The sequence below is a fragment of the Sphingobium sp. AntQ-1 genome (genome assembly GCF_028538045.1).
GTDB lineage: Bacteria > Pseudomonadota > Alphaproteobacteria > Sphingomonadales > Sphingomonadaceae > Sphingobium > Sphingobium cupriresistens.
On record NZ_CP117158.1, the window covers coordinates 1429636 to 1448173 of the forward strand.

Annotated in this window: 14 protein-coding genes; 11 read left to right on the top strand and 3 right to left on the bottom strand. The window is 63.1% G+C overall.

Annotation, left to right across the window (positions count from 1 at the left end; translation table 11 throughout):
- The first annotated feature begins 27 nt into the window (after positions 1-27).
- From sphantq_RS07060 to sphantq_RS07105, 10 genes are all read left to right on the top strand, one after another.
- A complete protein-coding gene (locus sphantq_RS07060) occupies positions 28-1053 on the top strand; it encodes an arabinan endo-1,5-alpha-L-arabinosidase (RefSeq protein ID WP_272799909.1) in 1026 nt (341 codons plus the stop codon).
- Positions 1054-1089: 36 nt separating this feature from the next.
- Complete coding sequence (locus tag sphantq_RS07065; protein WP_272799910.1) at positions 1090-2517, top strand: glycoside hydrolase family 43 protein; 1428 nt, start codon at positions 1090-1092, stop codon at positions 2515-2517.
- 248 nt (positions 2518-2765) lie between these two features.
- Positions 2766-5594 carry a TonB-dependent receptor gene (locus sphantq_RS07070; RefSeq protein ID WP_272799911.1) on the top strand — a complete coding sequence of 943 codons (2829 nt, stop codon included), beginning with the start codon at positions 2766-2768 and terminating at the stop codon, positions 5592-5594.
- A 116-nt stretch (positions 5595-5710) separates the two neighbouring features.
- A complete protein-coding gene (locus tag sphantq_RS07075; RefSeq protein WP_129926056.1) occupies positions 5711-7735 on the top strand; it encodes an MGH1-like glycoside hydrolase domain-containing protein in 2025 nt (674 codons plus the stop codon).
- A gap of 89 nt (positions 7736-7824) precedes the next feature.
- Positions 7825-8496: a TetR/AcrR family transcriptional regulator gene (locus tag sphantq_RS07080; RefSeq protein ID WP_066605903.1), complete on the top strand. Its 672-nt coding sequence runs from the start codon at positions 7825-7827 to the stop codon at positions 8494-8496.
- Between the two features lie 119 nt (positions 8497-8615).
- Positions 8616-9791: an amine dehydrogenase large subunit gene (locus sphantq_RS07085; RefSeq protein ID WP_148648396.1), complete on the top strand. Its 1176-nt coding sequence runs from the start codon at positions 8616-8618 to the stop codon at positions 9789-9791.
- A gap of 2 nt (positions 9792-9793) precedes the next feature.
- Positions 9794-10330 carry a MauE/DoxX family redox-associated membrane protein gene (locus sphantq_RS07090; RefSeq protein ID WP_066605906.1) on the top strand — a complete coding sequence of 179 codons (537 nt, stop codon included), beginning with the start codon at positions 9794-9796 and terminating at the stop codon, positions 10328-10330.
- A 2-nt stretch (positions 10331-10332) separates the two neighbouring features.
- Entirely contained in the window at positions 10333-10935 is a 603-nt protein-coding gene (locus sphantq_RS07095; protein ID WP_272799912.1) for a methylamine utilization protein MauD, read from the top strand.
- A 22-nt stretch (positions 10936-10957) separates the two neighbouring features.
- On the top strand, positions 10958-11503 hold the full coding sequence (gene mauA, locus sphantq_RS07100) for a methylamine dehydrogenase (amicyanin) small subunit (protein ID WP_066605911.1): 546 nt from the start codon (positions 10958-10960) through the stop codon (positions 11501-11503).
- 5 nt (positions 11504-11508) lie between these two features.
- Entirely contained in the window at positions 11509-12039 is a 531-nt protein-coding gene (locus sphantq_RS07105; protein ID WP_272799913.1) for a cytochrome C, read from the top strand.
- 108 nt (positions 12040-12147) lie between these two features.
- On the opposite strand, the gene sphantq_RS07110 is transcribed toward sphantq_RS07105, so the two are convergent.
- From sphantq_RS07110 to sphantq_RS07120, 3 genes are all read right to left on the bottom strand, one after another.
- Positions 12148-12852 (bottom strand): hypothetical protein, encoded by a 705-nt coding sequence (locus sphantq_RS07110; protein WP_272799914.1) that lies wholly within the window; start codon positions 12850-12852, stop codon positions 12148-12150.
- 104 nt (positions 12853-12956) lie between these two features.
- On the bottom strand, positions 12957-13259 hold the full coding sequence (locus tag sphantq_RS07115) for a hypothetical protein (RefSeq protein ID WP_272799915.1): 303 nt from the start codon (positions 13257-13259) through the stop codon (positions 12957-12959).
- Between the two features lie 282 nt (positions 13260-13541).
- Positions 13542-16241 carry a TonB-dependent receptor gene (locus sphantq_RS07120; protein ID WP_272800194.1) on the bottom strand — a complete coding sequence of 900 codons (2700 nt, stop codon included), beginning with the start codon at positions 16239-16241 and terminating at the stop codon, positions 13542-13544.
- Positions 16242-16641: 400 nt separating this feature from the next.
- On the opposite strand from sphantq_RS07120, the gene sphantq_RS07125 reads away from it, so the two are divergent.
- Positions 16642-18447: a tetratricopeptide repeat-containing sulfotransferase family protein gene (locus tag sphantq_RS07125; protein WP_272799916.1), complete on the top strand. Its 1806-nt coding sequence runs from the start codon at positions 16642-16644 to the stop codon at positions 18445-18447.
- The last annotated feature ends 91 nt before the right edge of the window (positions 18448-18538 follow it).

The following is an 18538-nucleotide window of genomic DNA, read 5'->3' on the forward strand; positions in this document are numbered from 1 at the left end:
CAGGTTGCTTTAACTGGAGAGGCCCGGATGACCAGGCAGATCATGTCGATAATGTCGGGCCTCGCCCTGTTCGCGGCCGCCGCACCCGCCTGTGCGCAACCCGCCGCGCCCACGCTTAATAGCCGCCTGACCGGCGACCTCGTCCCCACCCATGATCCGGTCATCGCGCGTGAAGGCGACACCTATCATGTGTTCAGCACTGGCCATGGCAAGCGGCTGATCGAAACCCGCACCTCGCCCGATCTGGTGACCTGGACCGCGGGCGATCCCATTTTCACCGCCCTGCCCGCCTGGGCGAAGGACGCGATCCCCGGCAGCGATGGCATGTGGGCGCCCGATATATCTTATGTGAACGGCCGCTACCGGCTTTATTATTCCGTCTCGACCTTTGGATCGAACCGTTCCGCCATCGGCCTCGCCACCAGCCCGACGCTGGACCCGAAGGCGAAAAATTACGGCTGGCGCGACGAAGGGCTGGTCGTCCTGTCCACCAAGGACGACGACTATAACGCCATCGATCCCAATTTCATCATCGACCGGGAGGGCCGCCACTGGCTGTCGCTGGGCAGTTTCTGGACCGGCATCAAGCTGTTCGCACTGGACCCGAAGACCGGCAAGCCTAAGGATGCGAAGGCCAAGCCGGTCAGTATCGCCCGCCGCCCCGCCCCCGCAGGCGGCCCTGCTCCGGTCGAAGCGCCGTTCATCATCGACCATGGCGGCTATTATTGGCTGATGGTCAGCTACGACTATTGCTGCAAGGGCGTGAACAGCACTTATTATACCGTTATGGGGCGATCGAAGGCGATCACCGGCCCCTATCTGGGCAAGGATGGCAGCCCCCTGATGGAAGGCGGCGGCACCATCTTCCTGCGTGCCGATCTGCAGGAACAGCAGCGATTCCGCGGTCCCGGCCATGCGGGCTGGCTCCACGACAAGGACGGCGAAGACTATGTCGTCTACCACGCCTATGACAAACAGGCGAACGGTGCCCCCACCCTGCGCATCGCCCCCGTCACCTGGGGTGCCGATGGCTGGCCGCAAGCCCACTATTAATCCATTAGTCCGACTAACACCTTCGGAGAGACACTGATGTCCCTAGCCCTATCCCGCCGCGGTTTCATCGGCACTGCCGCCGCCCTCTCCGCCGCGTCCGGCGTCGCCCGCGCCGCATCGCCCCCGGCGACCGCGCCCGGCCCGATCAACCCGCTCGTCAAGCAGCGCGCCGACGCCCAGGTGTTCCGGCACGACGACGGCTATTATTATCTGACCGGCTCCGTGCCCGAATATGACCGGCTGGTGCTACGCCGGTCAAAGACGATCGCTGGCCTGACCACCGCGACCGAGGCCGTGCTGTGGCGGCACGAGGCGAACGGACCGCGTTCCGGCTTCATCTGGGCGCCCGAACTGCACCAGATCGACGGCCGGTGGATCATGTATTTCGCCGCCGGCCCCAGCGGTGGTGGCGACGATGTGTTCCGCATCCGCACCTATGCCGTCATCTGCGACGGCGCCGATCCGATGACCGGCAAGTGGAGCCTGCTGGGCGAACTGGAAACGCCCTGGGACAGCTTCAACCTCGATTCGACCAGCTTCGTCCACAAGGGCGTGCGCTATTTCGCCTGGGCGCAGCGCGAACCGGGGATCGAAACGAACAGCAACCTTTATATCGCCAAGCTGGAATCCCCGCTGAAGCTGGGCAGCCAGGTTACCCGCCTGACCGTGCCGACACTCGACTGGGAAATTCGCGGCTACAAGGTGGCCGAGGCCCCGGCCATCCTGCACCGCAACGGCCGCCTGTTCATAACCTATTCGGCCAGCGCCACCGATGCGCGCTATTGCCTGGGGATGCTGACGGCCGACGAAAATGCGGACCTGCTCGACGCCAGGAGCTGGACCAAATCGCCCCAGCCGGTCTTCGTCACCAACAGCGCCACCAGCGTCTATGGTCCCGGCCACAACAGCTTCACCGTGGATGAACAGGGCCGCGACATCCTAGTCTATCATGGCCGCGATTATGAAGCGATCCAGGGCGATCCGCTGTTCAACCCCGACCGCCACACCCGCGTCCAGCGCCTTTACTACACCGCTGACGGCGCGCCCGATTTCGGCGTGCCGGTGGGCAATGGACCCCTGCCCGAACGCTTCATTTCGTCCACCGACCCGACGCGGCTGATGGCGCATGACGGCACGAAACTGATCGCGGGCAACCCGTCGCTGGCGCAAACCCAATTCCGCCAACTGCCCGGCCGCGCCGGCGCCCGCAGCATCATGCTATCCCCCATATTGATGCCCGATCATTATCTGGTCGCGGGCCAGGATGGATCGCTGACCCTGCAACCCGACAGCAAGAGCGCTGATTTCAATCTGCGCAGCCAGTTCGTCCGCTTCGACGAGAAGGCTCTCCACGCCGCTCGCTTCGTATCCATCGCGGTGCCGGGCAAGGCCATAGGCCTGTCCGAAGCCGGGTTGACGCTGGTCGCCAGCCGGGATTCGAGCGCTTGGTGGCATATCGACTGACAGCATAAGTCTGACTATTCAATGGCCCAAGGGCGCCCCGCGACAAGCGAGGCGCCCTTTTTCAATTCATACCCTTACGGAAACATACCGGAAAACCGCGCAACCCTGCTGTGCGGCAATAATATCACATCCCTGAAATTTCCCTGCAATGAACTGCAAAATTCCGCTTGCGATTCATTTGTCGGAGCAATAATTAGTCAGAGTAATTCATGCATGGCCGATGGCCAGCGCCAGGGGAGGATTTTGAAATGGCTATCAAGCCGATTGCACTGGGTTCCGCGTCCATGTTCGCGCTGATGCTGGCGGGCGCCGCCCACGCCCAGACCGCCCCAGCTTCCGTCGCGCCGCCGGCGGCCGATGACGAAGCCGCCGACATCGTCGTCACTGGCGTCCGCGCCTCGATCGTCGGCGCATTGAACGTCCGCAAAAATTCGACCCAGATCGTCGATTCGATCGTATCGGAAGACGTCGGCAAGCTGCCCGACAACAATGTCGTCGAAGCGCTCCAGCGCGTCACCGGCATTCAGGTCACCGATCGGGCGGGTGGCGAAGCCGCCACCATCTCTATCCGCGGCCTGACTGATCCGCTGACCACGCTCAACGGCCGCAACATCTTCACCGCCGCGGGCACGTCTTTCGCGTTGCAGGATATTTCCGCGAACCTCGTGAAGCAGGTCGACGTCTATAAGACCCGCTCGGCCGACCAACTGGAAAGCGGTCTCGCTGGTCAGATCGACGTCCAGACCCGTCGTCCGCTCGATTTCGAAGGCTTCACCATTTCGGGCCTGGCGCGCGGCATCTATTCGGAACTGGCGGACAAGGCGAATCCCAACGTGGCGCTGCTCGTCAGCAACCGCTGGGAAACCGGCATCGGCGACATCGGCTTCCTGGTCAACGCCAGCTATACCAAGGCCCAGTTCCGCAATCAGAATCTCCAGGCCGGCGCCATGGTGCCGTTCGCGACGGAAAATCCGACCGCCGGTTCGGGTCTTACGCCGCTGCAGCGCATCTTCCCCGGCGCCACGAACGAAAACTGGACGCCCGGCCTCGACGCGGGCCTACCGACCGCGCCGGGTTCGACATTGAACATCAATGGCGTCGACACGCCCTATTATCTGTCTCGTGACGCGATCATCGCGTCCGACGTCTATGGCAAGCGCGAGCGGCCCTCGATCAACGCCGCGCTCCAGTGGGCACCCAATGACAGTTCGGTCTATACCGCCGAAGTCTTCTACACCGGCTTCCGCGGAGAAAGCTTCAACAGCCTGCACTTCAGCTTCGCCGACTGGTGGGGCGACCTGCCCACGGACGTCGCCAACAGCTTTGAACTGTATGAAGGCACGAACATCATCAAGTCGCGCCAGATGGGTTCGGTCGCGGGCTTCAACAGTGGCGACATGGCGACCAACCGCACCGACAGCTATGTCTATGCTCTGAACGCCAAGTGGGACGTGGGCAGCAACGGCAAGATTTCGGCCGACATCGCCTATCAGGACAGCAAGAACGAAACCTCCTTCTTCGCCATCCGCACCGATCGCGGCCCGCTCGACCTGAATGTCGATTTCAACGCCGGCGGCGGCCTGCCCGCCTACAGCTTCGGCAACCAGGAAGTGTTGACCGACGCCAGCAAGTGGACCGTGGGCAACCTGTTCGACAGCGGCACTAAAACGGCCGGCAGCGCGCTGACCATGATGCTGGACGGCGAATATAAGTGGGACGAAGGCTTCCTGCGCCGCATCAAGGCGGGCTTCCGCTACGACAACCGCGATGCCGACAGCTATGTCCGCGATCAGGGCGCCGGTGGCCTGGGCAGTACGCTAGACGCCTTCGGCGAAGGCAGCCCCTTCACCAATACCGGCTTCTTCGACGGCCGCGCCGATATCCCGACCAGTTGGGTGCTGGCGGACCCGCGCAGCATGAATAAGGACGCCGTGCGTCAGCTCTACCGTGCTGTCGCACCCGGCCTGCTGCTGTCGGACCAGTTGACCTTCGGCCGCGTGTTCAGCATCAACGAAAGCAATCTGGCCGCCTATATACTGGCCGATGGCGAGCTGGAAATCTTCGGCCGGCCGCTCCAGTTGCAGGGCGGCGTGCGCTTCGTCGCGATCGACACCCTCTACGACTATTTCGACCGCGGTAACAATTTCGCGCAGACCACCGTGTCGACCGGCTCGGAGAAATTCCTGCCGTCGTTTACCGCGCGCTACAATATCACCGACAATCTGCGCATCCGCTTCAACTATGGCGAAGTCCTGCGCCGTCCGGCCTTTGGCGACCTCAACCCGAACCTGTCGCTGACGGGCGATCTGTCGCGCATCGGATTCGGCACCGGCTCCGCGGGCAATGCCAACCTGCGGGCCACCCATTCGAAAAATATGGACCTGGCGATCGAATGGTATTTCGAACGCAACAGCGCCATCTACGCCACCGCCTTCCAGCGTAAGATCAACGGCTTGGTCGTACCGCTGACTGTGCGGGAGTTCGTCCCGAACAACTATCTGCCGCGCAATGAAACCTATACCGAATTTTTCAACATCACCCGTCCGGCCAACGCCTCCAACGGCACGCTGAAGGGCCTGGAACTGGGGCTGACCTACTTCCCGTCCTACCTGCCCCGTTTCTTGGATGGTCTGGGCTTTACCGGCAGCGCGACGATCCTGGATTCCGAACAGACCATTCCGGTCGTCAACAATGAAGGCGAAATTACGGGCACGACAAAGTCCGCCTTCTTCGGCGTGTCGAAACTGTCCTACAATGCCACGCTTGCTTACGACAAAGGCCCGGTCGGTGCTCGTCTGTCCTATATATGGCGCAAGGGTTTCCTTCAGGGCAACGCAGCCCGCGCTTTTGCGAACCCGATCGGCGTGTGGCGCGCCCCGGAAAAGAGCCTGGACTTCCAGCTTACCTTGAACCTGACCGAAGATATCGGCATCACTTTCGACGCCGTAAACATCACCAAGGCGAAGCAGCAGGATTATTACAAGTTCGGCGATGTCGGCAACCCGACCGAGTTCAACTCCAGCACGCTGCTGATCGACCGCACCTTCGCTCTGGGTGTTCGTTTCAAGTTCGACTAAGCGCCCCATGGGATGCGGCGTCTCCTCGCCGCGTCCCATGATTGGCGGCCGTATCGGGACTCTCTCCAGTCCCGATACGGCCGCCATATTTGTTTGTGGATGATAGGGAGGATGCGATGCGCGCCATGAAGATGCTGCTGCTGGCCGGGGCCGCGATCATCGGGAACGGCGCGGTGCCGCCGCAACCCGCGATGGACGTGGCCGCCATCACCGCCCAGCGCTTCGGCAATGACGCGCCCTGGTATCGGGACCGCATCCCCTTCTTCGAATCGGCTGACCCGGCGATCGACGCGGTCTATTATTATCGCTGGCAGGTCTTTCGCGCGCATCAGCGCGATCTGGGCGCAGACGGCTATATCACCACCGAATTTGCCGACGATGTCGATTGGCAACGCCATCCCTATGCCAGCCTGAACGACGCCAGCGGCTTCCATATCGGCGAAGGCCGCTGGCTGAACGACCGGCGCTTCGCCGACGATTATATCAATTTCATGTATCGCAGCGGCGGCAATGATCGCCACTTCACCGATCATATGGCCGACAGCGTCTGGGGCCGCTTCCTCGTAGACGGCGACCGCGCGGATGCGATCGAACATCTGCCCGTCATGAACCACATCTATCGCCTCTGGGACGACAAATACGACTTCGACAAGGGACTCTATTTCGTCGAACCGCTGCTCGATGCGACCGAATATACCGTCTCCTCGATCGACGCATCGGGCGGCAAGGACGGGTTCAGGGGCGGCGACGCCTTCCGCCCCTCGGTCAACAGCTATATGTTCGCAAACGCCCGCGCGCTCGCCAAAATGGCGACGATGGCGGGCAATACAGCCATGGCCGCCGACTATGCCGCCCGCGCCGACGCCCTGCAAAAGCGCGTGCTGGCCGACCTGTGGAGCGAAAAACTCGCCCATTTCATCGACCGCCACCAGTCGCGCAAGAATGAGCATGTCAACTACTGGCAACCGATCCGCAACCGCGAGCTGGTCGGCTATCTCCCCTGGATGTTCGACTTGGTGCCCGACAACGCGCACTATGCCGCCGCCTGGGCGCATCTGCTCGACCCCGCCTCGCTCGCCGGCAAGGCGGGGATGCGCACGGTAGAGGCCAGCTACGAATATTATATGCAGCAATATCGCTACCTGGGCGCCGCCCCGGAATGCCAATGGAACGGCCCGGTCTGGCCCTATCAGACCACGCAGATACTACACGGCATGGCCAACCTGCTGGACCATGCCAGGGCGACTGGCCCCATCACCCGCAGCGCCTATATGCGCCTGCTGCGCCAATATGCCGCGCTTCACTATCAGGGAAGCCGCCTCGACATCGAGGAGGATTACCACCCCGAAACCGGCAAGCCGATCGTCGGCCTCGACCGCAGCCACCATTATTTCCATTCCGGCTTCAATGACCTGATCCTGACTGGCCTGGTCGGCATCCGCCCCCGCGCCGACGATATGCTGGAGGTGAACCCGCTGCTGCCCGATGCGGCCGACAGTCAGGCCCTCGCCTGGTTCCGGGTGCAGGACGTGCCCTATCATGGCCACAAGATCGCGGTGACATGGGACGACAACGGCAGCCATTACAAACGTGGCAAGGGCCTGTCGATCGAAGTGGATGGCAAGGAAGTCGCCCGCCGCGACAGGCTGGGCCGCGTCGAAATCCCGGTCGCGCGCGCCGCCACCCCGGCCATCGCCCGCCCGATCAACCGCGCGGTGCAACTGGTGCGCGGCCAGTTCCCGATCGGGTCGGCCTCCAGCAACAGCGACGCCGAAAATATCCACGACGCGATCGACGGGCGGACATGGTTCTTCCCAGAACTGCCGAACGGCTGGTCGTCGGCGTCGTCCCCGGCCGCTCAATGGTATGCCATCGACCTGGGCAATCCGGTCGCCCTCGTCCGCGCCGAACTCGCTTTCTTCGCCGACGGGAAGGGTTTCGCGGTTCCCCAAAGCTACCGGCTCCAGGCCTGGGTCGATGGCGACTGGCGCGATATAGCAACGCCCAGGGGCAGCCCGGTCGCCAATGGCGTCACCGACGCCCGCTGGCCGCGGCTGCGCACCAGCAAGATCCGCCTTCTCTTTACACAGCCAAATGGCAAGGCGACCCGTCTGGCGGAATTTAAATTGTTTGAAGAGTAAAGGACGAAGCACCGGGCCAAACCCTCCATGGCCGGTCCATCTTCTCTGGTCAGCACAGGAAAGGGATGATACATCCCGAAATAAGTTAAATGACGCAGTTACGCCCCCCTTCCCGTCCCGGCATTTATGCTCGCGGCACCGAAACGGTCGACGCCATCCTCAAGGCGGCGATGGACGTGCTGATCGACGAAGGGGCGGATGCCTTCACCATCCGCCGCATCGCCGCGCGCTGCGACATGAAGGTGGGCAATGTCAGCTATCATTTTCCCCGCAAGGAAATGCTGATCCAGGTGCTTCTGGACGAGCTGGTCGACAGCTATGGCAAGTTGCTCGACGCCGTCGTGCATAAGCCTGGCCTGACCGCGGAAGAGCGGCTGAAGCTGGTCATCATCCTGTGCCTCGACGATATCGGGTCGAAGCGGACCACCCATTTGTTCACCGAATTATGGGCGCTGGCGAATCACAACCCCTTCGTCGCCGAACGGGTCAAGGCTTTCTACGATCGGGTCCATGGCGTGATCGGCGACCATGTCGCCGCGATCAACCCGGCGCTGTCGCCCGACGACGTCCGCACCGTCGCCCTGTTCATCAGCGCGACGATGGAGGGCGCCACGCCCTTCCTGGGCCATGGCAAGCCCTGGGCCGACAAGATGCCCGCCTTCACCGCGCTCGCCGTCCAGTCGCTGGTGGCGCTGGCCCGCAACGCGACATCGGCGGACATCGCCGCTCTCGCTCCGGCCCGCGAACCCGAACTGGCCTGATAACAAAACGCTGCGCCGCAACATTTATTTGTCGCCACGTCATTTCGACCCCTTGACCAAATCTGGACAGCTGTCAAACCTTGTCCCCGGCGCAGCAGGGATCAGGGGGATCAGCCAGCATGTCGAAGACGAGTTTCAGGATATTCGCCGCCGCCCTCTGCGGATCGCTGCTCGCCAGCGCCGCCTTGGCGCAGGCCGCACCGGCCGATACAAAGGCTTCGGTCGAACCCGAAGAATCCGATACGTTGACCATCGATCCGCCCAAGCCGACATGGTTCTTTGTCGACGGCGGATGGGACATGCCGGGCACCAGCATCTTCGACGGCGAAAGCGGCAAGATGAAGGGCATGGTCGAAACCCGGCGACTCGCCGACATGGCGATCGATCCGGCCGGCAAATATTATTATGTCGCCGAAACCATCTGGTCGAAAAACGACCGTGGCACGCGGCAGGACATGGTCACCGTCTATGACAGCAAGACGCTGAACCTGGTCACGGAAATCGCGATGCCGGGTCGCCTGCTGATCGGATCGCGCAAGAATAATTTCATCATCAGCGACGATGGCAAGACCGGTTATGTCTATGATTTCAGCCCGACGTCGGGTGTGAATATCGTCGACCTGGCCAAGCGCAAGCTGATCACCGCGATCGAACTGCCCGGCTGCGCCAGCCTGATGCCCAATCCGGGCGTCGGCTTCTCGGCGCTCTGTTCCGACGGATCGATCGCCACCGTGGCGATCAAGGGGACGAAGGCGGACATCACCCACACGGCCCCCTTCTTCGCCGCGAGCGACGATCCGATCTTCGACAATTTCGCCTATGACCGGATCAAGAAGCAGACCACTTTCCTGACCTATACCGGCCAGATCTACACCGCGAAAATCAGCGCGACGCCGACCGTGTCCGCGCCCTTCTCGATCCAGGCGGCGGCCGGAATCCGCGTCGGCGACGCCAAGCCGCTCGACGTCAACTGGTATCCGGGCGGCCGCCAGCCGATGGCGCTGCACCGCGCGACCGACATGTTGTTCGTGCTGATGCACAAGGGCGAATATTGGTCGCACAAGGCGTCGGGCGACGAAGTGTGGCAGGTCGATGTCGCCGCGCAGAAGGTGGTCAAGCGCTTCGTGCTCAAAGAGCCGATGAACAATATCGAGGTGTCCCAGACCGACAAGCCGCTGCTCTACATGAACGGCGAAAAGGGCGAGGTGCATGTGATGGACGTCGCCACCGGCGAGGAAAAGCACAAGATCGAAAAGGCTGGCGGCGGCATCATCACCGTGCTGGAGCCGTCCTGACCATGATGTTGGGGGAGCAGTTGCCGGCCCTGTCAGGCCTCGCCGCCTCGATCGGCGTCGGCCTGTTTTTCCTGGTCGCGGGCATCGACCAGTGGCGCCACCGCACGCTGCTGCCCGGCGTAATCGCCAATTATCGCCTGCTGCCCCGACGGCTGATCGTTCTCGCCGCGCGGCTGCTGCCCGTGGTGGAGGTCGCCACCGGCGCGGCGTTGCTGGTCGGCCTGCGTCCATTGCCGCAACTGCTGGGCATAGCGCTGCTGCTGCTGTTCGCCGCCGCGATGGCGATCAACATCGCGCGCGGGCGCGGCCATATCGATTGCGGCTGCGGCCACGGCGCGCTGCGCCACACGATCGGCTGGCCGCTGGTCATCCGCAACGGCGCGCTAGCCGCATTTCTGGCGCTGCGCCTGCCCACACCGCCCGCCTTCGGCGCGATTGATCTGGCCACGGCGGTTGCCGCCGGCATCGCCAGCGCGCTCCTCTGCCTGCTCTTCCAGTCGCTGGCCGCGCTCGCAGCGTCGCCCGCCCATCGGAGATAACCATGCTGACCTCGCTGATCGTCTCCCAGATCCTGTCCTGGATCGTCATTATCGGCCTTGTCGTCGCGCTGCTGGCGCTGGCGCGACAGGTCGGCGTGCTGCACATCCGCGTGGCCCCCGCCGGCGCGCTGGCCACCAGTGTCGGCCCGGCGGTCGGCAGCGCGATCGGCGCGGTCCCGGCCACCACGCTCGATGGCCAGTCGGTCAGCGTCGGCGGCCATGCCCATGGCGTGAAATTGCGGCTGCTGCTGTTCGTGTCGGCGCAATGCCCGCTCTGCAAGGCGGTGATCCCGATGGCGACCAGCTTCGCCCGCGCCGAGCGCGTGGCGCTGACCTTCGTGGGCGATGACGATGTCGGCGCCCAGCGCGCGATGATCGCGCAGCATGGGCTGGAGGGCCATGACTTCCTCAATGGACCGGAAGTGGGCCAGGCCTATCAGGTCGCCAAGCTGCCCTTCGCGGTGCTGCTGGACGAGGAAGGAGCGATCCTGTCCAAGGGGCTGGTCAACAGCCGCGAACATCTCGAAAGCTTGGTGGTCGCGCATGAAATGGGCATCGCCACGGTGCAGGATTATATAGGCGGGCTCAAGGCGCAGGCGGCCTGACGGCAGAAATGGGGGCAAGGTCATGAAAAAATTCAACGCCGACAGCATGGGCGAAAAATTGCTGCGCAAATTCGCCGGGGCCAGTTCGCGCCGCTCGATGCTCTCCCGCCTGGGCGCAGCGCTGGTCGCCGCCCCCGTCTTCCCGCTGCTGCCGGTCAGCCGCGCGGAGGCCGCCAAGCCCGATCGCTCGCCCGAAACCAAGACCTTCTTCGCCCGCACCGCGCAGACGAAGGACGATAGCAAATGCGACTATTGGCGCTATTGCGCGATCGACGGCGCGCTCTGCACCTGCTGCGGCGGCGGCATCCATAGCTGCCCGCCGGGCGCGGAGCCTTCGCCCGTCTCCTGGGTCGGCACCTGCATCAACCCGGACGACGGCAAGGCGTACCTCATCGCCTATCGCGACTGTTGCGGCAAGCCGGCCTGCGGCCAGTGCGGGTGCGACAATACCGATCGCGAAACGCAATTGTACGTGCCGCAGCTCAACAATGACGTGATCTGGTGCTTCGGCACCAGCAGCATGGATTATCATTGCTCCACCGCGGTTCTGGTGGGCGCGGCAAGCTAGGCATAATGGCCTTGCGCGACGGACGACTAAAGCCACTGATCCTTGCCGCCCTGCTCCTGCTGGGCGGCACGGCGGGCCTGCGCGCGGCGCTGCCGCCGATGGGCCTGCTCCCTGCCGCCATCGCCGATCCGGCGATGGCGCGCGCCGACTATGTCGAACAATGCGCCGGCTGTCATGGCGTCGCGGGCAGCGCCGCGCCAGCGCGGCTGCCTGAACTCCGCGGCCGGGTCGGCTGGTTCCTCTGCACGCCCGCCGCCCGCGCCTATCTCATCCGCCTGCCCAATGTCGCGTACAGCCGGATCAAGGATAATCAGCAACTCGCCGACATGATGAATTTCGTCGTCTTCGGCTTGGGCGGCGCCAGCGCGCCACCGGGCACCGCGCCCTTCACGGCCGACGAAGTCGCGCGCGAACGGCTGCATCCCCTGTCCACCACCGCGCTCAAGACCGAACGCGCCCGCCATGTCGACGCCGCGATCCGCCTGTGCAAGGCGCCCGCCTCGCTGCGGCTGCTCTATCCGGGCGAAAAAGGCTAGAGCGATTTCTAATCAGATGGACTCATCTGATGACTCGGAAATCGCGTAAAACCAATGATCTGGAGCGGTTGATCCGATGCAGTCGGATCGCAAACCGCTCTAGGCCTCTTACTGCCCGGCAACCGCATCGGTGCTGCCCGCCGCCGCATTGAGGAAGGGCTGCACCCTGAGCCGCGGGAACACGTCTTCCAGCGGCTTGCTGTCGGGCAGAATATAGACATAGCCGCCCTTCTTGCGAAAACGCGGGCTGACGCTCTGGTTATAGAAGATTTTGGGTACGTTGATGCAGCCGAAGGTGATGCGGTTATCGTCGATCGCTGGGGACAGCATCCGTTCCTTGCGCTTGTCCTTCGGATTGCCCGGCGGAATGGTGTGCAGCGCCACCGACGTCGCATAATCCACCCACAACACCCGCTGCTTGCCCGCCGCCACGCCGAATTTCGCCAGGAAACGCCCTGCCGGCGTCGTCTTTTCCGCCGGCCCGATCTCCGACAGGTTCTTGGTTCCGATGCCCGGCGTCGCATCGTCCCCCGGCGCGATGCCGATCAGGACCGGCGCATGGGCCAACATCTTGCCCTTCGCGTCGAACAGATAGGCGGCAGCGCCCGGCTTATCGATGATGATATAGGGCAGCGCATGATTATCCTGCGCCGTGGCGACCCACTCAGCGACGCGCGTGGCGCCATCCGACAGGATCACCGGCGCGTCAGTCGCAGGCGCTTGGGCAGCGACCTTGCCGGTTCCCGCCGCCTCGACCGCCCCGGCCACCACCAGCCCCTGCGCCGCAACCGTCAGCAATATCGCAAACTTCATGGGATAACCTCGAAGAGGGGTTCGGCAAAAAGGGCCGGCGCCAAAGGAAGCGCCGACCCGATCGCGATCAGGACGGCCAGGCCGCCCCTGATCTGTGAAGCCTATCAGTTGCGCGCGCGCTTGCGCTGGGCTTCCTGCATCCGCTGCTCGACCCCATCAACGCGGCCGTTCAGCTGGTCGAGCCGCTGGCTGTTCTGCTGCGACTGCCCCGACGCGGCGCGGGCCTCTGCCAACGCCTGCTGCGCGGTGCCGTCGGTCGTCTGCAATTTCGCGTCGAGCGCATCGACGCGCTGATTCACCGTGGCGACCTGTTCGCGCACAAACCCTTTGGTGGCGCAGCCCGTCAGGCCCATCGAGCCTGCCAGAACCGCGGTCAGGGCCCCTATTTTCGTCAAAGAGGGCGACATATTATTCTCCTGATAGTCAACATGACCCGATCGTTGGAGGCCGCCCCGGACCGTTTCGGCAATGCGATTATGACCGGGCGTGCATCCGGCCGGTTGAATGGAGCCATATGGAAAAGCACGCTATTCCGCCAAAAACTTCGATGAATTGTGGATGAACCCGATGCGGATTTGCGCCTTCTGCTGGCCCGATGCGATACCCGGTTCATCGCCCTCCCCAAATAGCGCCGCCGCCGAATCCTGCGATTCGGCGGCGGCGCATCGTTGGTCGATAAGGTCAGGCCGTCAGTATTTCTGGCCGAAGCGGATACCGAAAAACTGCGGCTTGATCGTGAAGGTGCGCGACGATCCCGAACAGAAGTCGATCGAACAGAAGGTGTTGCGCGTCAACTGCCCGCGCTTGTCGAAGGCGTTCTGCAGGAACAGCGTCAGGCTCCAATTGTCCTTCTTGATCCCGCCGGAAAAGTCGAAGCTGACAAAACCCTTGGTATTGCCCAGCAGCGCATTGCTGTCGACGTTCAGATCCTGCGTCGCGCCGGTCTGGTAGAGTGCCGCCCCCTGCAAATAGGCGCTGTAATCGCCCATATAGGTGTCGAAGCGGATCGACGACGTGCCCTTGAACTTGGGTTGGCGCGGCAGGCGGGTGCCATTGGCCGCGGCGACCTGCGGCGTTGGCGGACTGGACTCAGGGACATCCTCACCCAGCGTGCAACTGGACAGCTGGGAAATGGACGAGGTCGTCCGGTCCAGCGCAAAATTACAGAAATTCCCCTTCAGCTTGCCATCATTATAGGCGCCGGAGGTCGAGATCGTCACCTTGCCCAGTTTCAGGTCCGCATCATATTCGATGCCCTTGACCTCTGCCTTGCCCGCATTGCCCGTCATGCCCGCGCCCTGCGCCCCGGACACGACAACGCCATATTGGATATTATTCCACTTTTCATAATAGATGGCGGCATTGAAACGGAAAATATTGTTCCAGGTCGTCTTGACGCCCAGTTCGAAATTGGTGAGCGTTTCCGACTTGAATGGCGCCACATCGACCGGGCCGAAATTGCGGATGCGCAGCGGCCGGTTGAAACCGCCGGGGCGAAAGCCGGTAGAATAATTGGCATAGACCATCTTGTCGGGCTGGAACTGCCAGTCGAGCGCGACCTTATGCGTTTCGCCATCCTCTTTATACCGTCCGGTCTGGTCCGCCGCCCGGAAGTTAGTGTTGAGGCATTGCAGGCGCTCGGCCGGCAAAGGCGTCGGGCAGCCCATTTCGCCTGTCGGGATATAGATGGACGTAATCGTATTGGCGGCGGAACCGGCCACACCCGCAAAGCCCTTGACCGCATAATCCGTCCAGAAATAGCGGATGCCGCCTGTCAGCTTCAGCGTCGGCGTGATGTTGTAATGGCCTTCCGCGAAGATCGCCTTGTCATGATAAAGTTGGTTCTGTTCGGTGATATAGAAGCCGTCGCCCTTCACCGCCTGCGTGCCTAGCAACATCGTGCCCAGCGGATTACCGTTGGGGTTGATCACATCACTCGTGTCGAAAAAGGGATTGCCATCCTCGTCATAGGCGATGCCATACATCGCCGGCACGCCGATCAGGCCGCCCGCCACATCGCCGCCACCGGTCGCAGTATAGCCGGTGATCGTGTCCAGCCCGCGAATGGCGTAATAGGTGTTCGTTTCGTTCTTCTGCCGCTGATAGAATCCGCCAACCGTGACGTCGAACGGCCAGTCTTTGGGCGTGGAGATGTGCAATTCCTGGGTGAATTTGTTGCGGTGGGTGTCGGCGTGATAATATTGGGTCGGATCGATCAGCGAACATTGCTGCGATGCGCCCGATCCGGTGCAATTGTCGAAAAATTGCAGATAGCTTTCATAGCCCGCGCCGAAACCGTCATAGGTGACGGTATAATAGGTATAGTCGTTGAGCGTCTTGGTCCGGCGCTTGAAGAAACCGGTGGCCGACACGACGTCCCAGTCGCCGATATGGCCATGGATGCTCAGCGCCGCCTGATACCATCGGTCGTCATTCTTGGTCTGGTCATAGTCATGGACTTCCAGGTCGCCGACGCGCGGATCATAGCCGAAATAGCCCTTGGACACCTGGCGCTGGCCGGTGAATTGCGGCGTGATCTCCCAACCGTCGGCCGGCTGCCACAATATCTGGATACGGCCGCCAAATTCCTTGATCGTGTTATAATCGTCCTTCGCGATGTCGCTATTGTCGAGCGCGAAATTGGTGTTCGGATTATTGTCGCCCAGCGTATAGATGGCCGGGCTGCCATTGTTGAGCAGGCCGTTGTTGGGCGTGTTGTCGATATAGCCGCCATCGCGACGATAATAGCCCATCACACGCAGCGCCATAGTGTCGCCCTGCGGAATGTTGATGTAGGATTCGATCTGGCCGCCGAAATCGCCCTTGCCATATTTATTGGCTTCGACGTCATAACCGAATTCGAACTTGTCGAGATTGGGCTTGTTGGTGATCAGGCGGATCGTACCCGCCAGCGATCCCGCGCCATAAAGCGTGCCCTGCGGCCCGGCCAGCGCCTCGACCCGCTCCATGTCATAGGCATGGATGTCGGGGACTTCGGTGCCGGTGATCGGAATGTCGTCCAGATAATAGCCGACCGAGGCATAGGCGCCGCCCGCCGGCACGATGCCGCGGAAAAAGGCGGTGTTGCGGCCCGGCCCGATCCCTTCGAACGACACGGATGGCAGCAGCGCCGCGAAATCGCTGAGGCCCTTGACCTGCCGCTGCGCCAGCGTCTCGGCGCCCAGCGCCTGCATGGAGATCGGCACCTTCTGGATCGACTGGGCGCTGCGCGTCGCCGTGACGACGATTTCGGTGAGGCCGCCCCCGGCATCATCGGCAGCGGCGACCGCAGCCGGATCGGCGGCGACCTGCTCGGCCGCTTCGGCGGCAAAGGTGACGGCCGGCGCGGACAGCCCGGCCAATATGGTGGTCACCCCCAAAATCTTCATCAACTGCGACCGGCGACGCGACGGGACTTTCATCTTGTTTTGACTCCCCCTTGAATAAACCGCGCCTTCCGCCTCACTCTCCCCGTCCCGCGATTTTGCCCGCGTGTTTATGACGCACTGCATCCTGCCCTGACGGGCATGATTTCATTCTGGCCTTCGCAAAGGCACAGGCCTCCGCGACCGGAAACCGGGTGGTTCCCAGACCAGCCGCGCCTCCGCGCGCCATCCGTAATGATATGACTACCCCTTGGACTTTCGCCATTCCATGACGCTTGTCCAGCTTTGATAATGCGGCAACGAAAGCAGGAGTCAACAGCTTAGTTGCAGTCGCTTTCATAGATTGTTGCGCCGCCGCACAATCCCGTTCATGCTGCAAGGCAGAAAGGAAATAGGACAGACAATGAACCCTGTTTCGACCGCCGCCGCCCGCCCGTCCCTTTCGCCATGGGCGTCGGCGCAGGCCGCCATCGCGGCCGGCGATACCGCCAGAGCCATCGCCCTTCTGCAAAGCCTGTTGCGGCAGCAGACCGCCCTGGCCGCCGGCTGGTTCCTGCTCGCCGCGCAGTTGCGCAAGGTTGGCCAGGACCAGGACGCCTGGCGCGCCGACCTGTCGGGCGTCCACGCTTCTTCCCGCGACCGCACCCTGCTCGAAGCCGCCATGGCGATGCATGACGGCGATCTCGACGCCGCAGAAGCCCGGCTGGCGGCGCGCGACGATCCGCCCGCCATCCGCATGGCTGGCGAAATCCAGTGGCGGCGCGGCGACATGAGCGCGGCGCTGGCGCTGGTCGAACGCGCCGTCGACCTTGCCCCCGGTTTCGACCTGGCGCGCGATTTCCTGATCCGCCTGCTGCTCCAGAACAACCGGCTGACTGAGGCGCTGGACCATGCCGACATCCTGACCGCCTCGCCGATGAAGCATCCGGGCTACGACCTCCTCCGCGCCTCCGTGCTGGTGCGACTGGGCGATCAGGATGGCGCGCGGGCGATCTACGAACGCCTGCTCGCGCTCAAACCCGACCAGCCCCAGGTCTGGCAGAATCTGGGCCATGCGCTCAAGACACTGGGACGGCAGGATGACGCCGTCCACGCCTATCGTCAGGCGGTGGCGCATCAACCGACCATGGGCGAAGCCTGGTGGAGCCTCGCCAACCTCAAGACGGTGAAGCTGGATGCGGCCGACATCGCCACGATGACTAACGCGCTCGCTACCCTCGCGCCCGACGCCGCGACCCGGCAGGAGGATGTCTTCCACCTCCATTTCTCGCTGGGCAAGGCGCTGGAGGATGCGGGCGAGGACGAAGCCGCCTTTGGCCATTATGACCAGGGCAATCGCCTGCGCCGCACGATGATCCGTCACGACGCGACCGAATTTTCCGCCGAAGTCGCCGCGGCGCGCGATGCCTTCACCAGCGCCTTTTTCGCCGAACGGGGCGAGGGCGGCTGCACGGCCCCCGACCCGATCTTCATCGTCGGCCTGCCGCGCGCGGGATCGACGCTGGTCGAACAGATCCTCTCCAGCCACAGCCGGGTCGAAGGCACGATGGAACTGCCGGAGATGATGATGATCGCCGGCCGCCTCCAGTCGCGCGTGGACGATGGCGAATTTCCCGATTTCGCGACGATGATCGCATCCCTCACCCCCGCCGACCGGCTGCGCCTGGGCGAGGAATATGTCGACCGCACCCGCGTCCATCGCCAGACCGACCGGCCGCACTTCATCGACAAGATGCCCAATAATTGGCAGCATGTCGGCCTGATCCGGCTGATCCTGCCCAATGCCCGGATCATCGATGCGCGTCGCCATCCCATGGCCTGCGGCTTTTCGGGCTGGAAACAGCATTTCGCCCGTGGCCAGGCGTTCAGCTACGACCTGACCGACATCGGCCTCTATTATCGCGACTATGTCGCCCTGATGGCCGCGTTCGACAGCGCCGCGCCCGGCCGTGTCCACCGTGTCCTTTACGAACGCATGGTCGCCGACACGCCGGGCGAGGTCGCGCACCTGCTCGCCCATCTGAACCTGCCGTTCGAGGACGCCTGCCTCGCCTTCTGGACCAACAAGCGGGCGGTGCGGACCGCCAGCAGCGAACAGGTGCGCCAGCCGATCTTCACCGACGGGATCGACCATTGGAAACGCTTCACCCCCTGGCTGGGGGCGCTGGAACAGGCCTTGGCACCGGCCTTGCTCGACTGGGATCGCTGAGACCGCCTGCCGCCCGATCGGCGCGCACCGGCGCATTTTCCCCTTGCCCCGACGGCAATCCCATGCACAAAGCTTGCCAACTGCCGTATGC